This window comes from Streptococcus oralis subsp. dentisani, from assembly GCF_002096685.1.
Classification (GTDB): Bacteria; Bacillota; Bacilli; order Lactobacillales; family Streptococcaceae; genus Streptococcus; species Streptococcus oralis_AD.
Genome location: NZ_NCVA01000002.1, coordinates 1 through 3,166 on the forward strand (window position 1 = coordinate 1; position 3,166 = coordinate 3,166).

Annotated in this window: 3 protein-coding genes and 1 pseudogene; all 4 read left to right on the top strand. The window is 41.9% G+C overall.

What is annotated here, in order from left to right:
• The coding region (locus B7705_RS09875; RefSeq protein ID WP_084946670.1) for a DNA/RNA non-specific endonuclease at nt 1-1,923 on the top strand (1,923 nt) is incomplete at its 5' end.
• On the top strand, nt 1,924-2,367 hold the full coding sequence (locus B7705_RS00045) for a hypothetical protein (protein ID WP_084946673.1): 444 nt from the start codon (nt 1,924-1,926) through the stop codon (nt 2,365-2,367).
• A gap of 144 nt (nt 2,368-2,511) precedes the next feature.
• Complete coding sequence (locus B7705_RS00050) at nt 2,512-2,928, top strand: DUF4176 domain-containing protein (RefSeq protein WP_084946676.1); 417 nt, start codon at nt 2,512-2,514, stop codon at nt 2,926-2,928.
• A pseudogene (locus tag B7705_RS00055) lies at nt 2,928-3,166 on the top strand (T7SS effector LXG polymorphic toxin); the annotation flags it as partial. The gene B7705_RS00050 and the pseudogene B7705_RS00055, both read left to right, overlap by 1 nt.

Sequence of the window (3,166 nt, forward strand, 5' to 3'; positions counted from 1 at the left end):
AATGTTCATAACCCCGTGATTGTTGGCTTAAAGAATGGCTTAGAATTTCTAGGTTCTGAGTTTTCCAAGACGATCACGGATTTTCAGAATCTTGTCGGCGAAACCTCCGCAACCGCAGTTCTAGCAGAAGAAACTTTGGATGATGCGGTCAAGAAGCTAAATGAAGCCGATGAGAAACACAAGGTCATGGATACTAACTTCAAGAGTATCTATGATGGTATTTCGACTCTCTATCGTCTGAGTGCTCCCTTAAGCAGCACCTTCTATACCAATACCCAGACAGCCCGGAAGTATGTTCAGGATACGAAGAATAAGGTCAATGCCTTTGATAAGATGATGACGACCAGCAGTACCGAGCAACTTTTTAGTGCTTTAAGTAGCCAAATGGCGGCTACGGGACGAGTGAAGACTCTGAGTTATAGTGATCCTATTTTGACCGACTTTGTGGCGCATGAAGAACTCGGTAAAGCGATTTATGAGCTGGATCAGCAGTATGCGAAAGCCAAGGCAGAAGCGATTGAGGCTGCTAAACGCAAGGCAGAACAAGAAGCCGCTGAGCGAGAAGCTTCTTATCGCCGTCATCACCCCATCCAAGCCTGGCTGAAGGATCGCTCGAATGAGATTGGCTCCTGGTGGGGAGATGTTGTTGAGGGAACACGAAATCTACCGCTTCCTCAAGGGATGAAAGATACCCTCCTGTTTGCGGAAGGATTTATTGGTGCAGCTGGAAGTATGGTTTCAGAGACTGCTATCGGAGCTGTAGATTTGACTCAGATTATTGGTATTGCCAGTATTGATGGCGTCAATCGCTTAACAGGAGGTCAAACTCCAGAGTGGATGAAGCGGGACTTGCAAGGAACGGCAGATAACCTGTCTAGCCTTGCGGAGTTAGGAGTAGGAACTTACACTGCTCTGACGGATCCAGGTGCGGCTATGCGCGGTCAAGACCCTAATGCCAGCTATGCGGATAAGGCTGCTTATCGTGCTCAGGAGACAGGGAAAGCCCTCTGGGATAAGGTCACCCATATGGATGCCTATGACGCAGGAGGCTTGACCTTTGAGATTGCCAGTCTTTTTGTCGGCCCAGCAGCTGTAGGGAAGATGGCTAAGGGGACCAAGCTAGGAGCTAAGGCAGCTGAGATGATTCAGTTAGCCAAGAACAGTACCAAAGCAAGAATTCTCGCAAATGTCGAAAAATGGGGATCAAAGGTTGACAATATCCTAGCGAAGAGCAATAATGTCATTAGGCAATTTGGGGAGAAATTATTAGATACCCGAATCCCAGTTGGCATTCGTAAAGAGGCAGTTGCCTTTGCGGGAGGTATGGGAACCATGCCTGCCTTCAGCGTTGAGAGTAAGACTCTGCGTGAGGTGATGCGCTTCTCTAGCAAACATGCGGATGATGTGGTGAGAGTTTCTGATGATGCTGGAAAAGTAGCGGATAAGGTCGGTGATATACTTCGAGATGGTTCTCACTTTGATGATGCAGGGAAATTAAAGCCCAATGTTCGATATCAGGCTGGAGAGCATAATTATTTGTATCAGACAGACGAGTTGGGGCGCATTAGTGAAGCGTACGCAGATAACTTACAATTAAAGCTACATGATGGTAGACTACGACATAAAGGAAATACACCGGATAAATTACCTGATGATCATGCTGGTCATATATTTGGAGATTTATTTGGTGGATCTCCTGAATTAGATAATTTATTATCACAAGCGAAAGACGTAAATCTCAAAACCTATCGTCGTCTTGAACGAGACTGGTCAGAAGCAATTAAAGCGAATAAGAAAGTTGAAGTTCACGTCAAAATTGAGTACGTAGGGAATTCTGCACGACCGAAGACATTTAGGGTAAATTATACAATTGATGGACAAACTTATACACGTCGTATAAAAAATATTAATGGAGTGAAGTAAATGATATTTGAAGATTTATTAATGGAAATTCAATCTGATTTGGTGTCTTTGGGATTAGAATATTCGAATAGTCAAATTGATGAAATTTATTTGTATGGTTATATGGAAGAAGGTAGTTATTTTTTCAATTTATTTTTTAAGAAAAATGGGGAGATAATTAGACTCAATCAGATTAATGATTTTTTGAGTGAAAATGAAAAAATAGACGATTCACATGATAGACAGATACAACTTCTAGAATTAGGAATTGATGATTTGGAAAAAATCGAGATTTTGTTTGAGAATAATAAAAAAGAAGTACCTACCGAAATCAAAATTATTTATAATAAGAGCAGCAATAGTCTCAAATCTAAATATAGTTATTCGCCTATTTCAGATGATACTTCAGAATTAGAATTATTCAATAACTGGTATGATACGGTGAAAGTAGAAAATAATATTTGAAGATAAGATAATGGATTTACAAGTAGTCAAGCGCTTTGAACTTAGTTCCTACTCCATTGATCATATGGTTATGAAAATCAGGAAGCTCAGATCCATTATAATCAACTAGATCAACTATTTTCCATCACGGATTTACAGGATTTCATGGGGATTGTGGACAGTGTCTACAGTCCTATTTATCCTTTAGGTTCTGTTGCTGAGCTCGATTTGGAGCTCTTACCAGAGGAACTCCAGAAAAGCTTAGCGGAGGGGCCAGGACCACTCGTTACGATTTCAGGCCGCAAGATGCCTCTTCAAGAAGGATTTGATGACTATGTGGTAGACTACTTGGCTCGCATCTGGCCTTTGGGTGAGATGCCTGGAATGGACGCTTTTTTCGTTAGTAACATGATGATTGAGCGACTTCGTTTTGAAGGTTACAGTGACGACTGGGAAAGTCAGTTCACAGAGGATGTTTTACGTGCGACTCAGCTCTCCCATCAACAAGTCTCGACTGCCTTTATGCGCAGTGAGGATTTTGTTCGGTATTATGAGCCGTATTTAAACACGGAGGAAGGCTAATGGGATTTTATGTAGATATTGCGGAGCTTCAGAAAGCCCAAGAGGCCTATATGAAGATGGTCGCAACTGCTCAGAGTCAGTTGGATACCGCTAAAAATGGAATGAATGCTATCATCACCAGTAATTCCATGCATGGAGAAGTCGGGAAAGCGATTACGAATGAAATCAATAATGTTCATAACCCCGTGATTGTTGGCTTAAAGAATAGCTTAGAATTTCTAGGTTCTGAGTTTTCCAA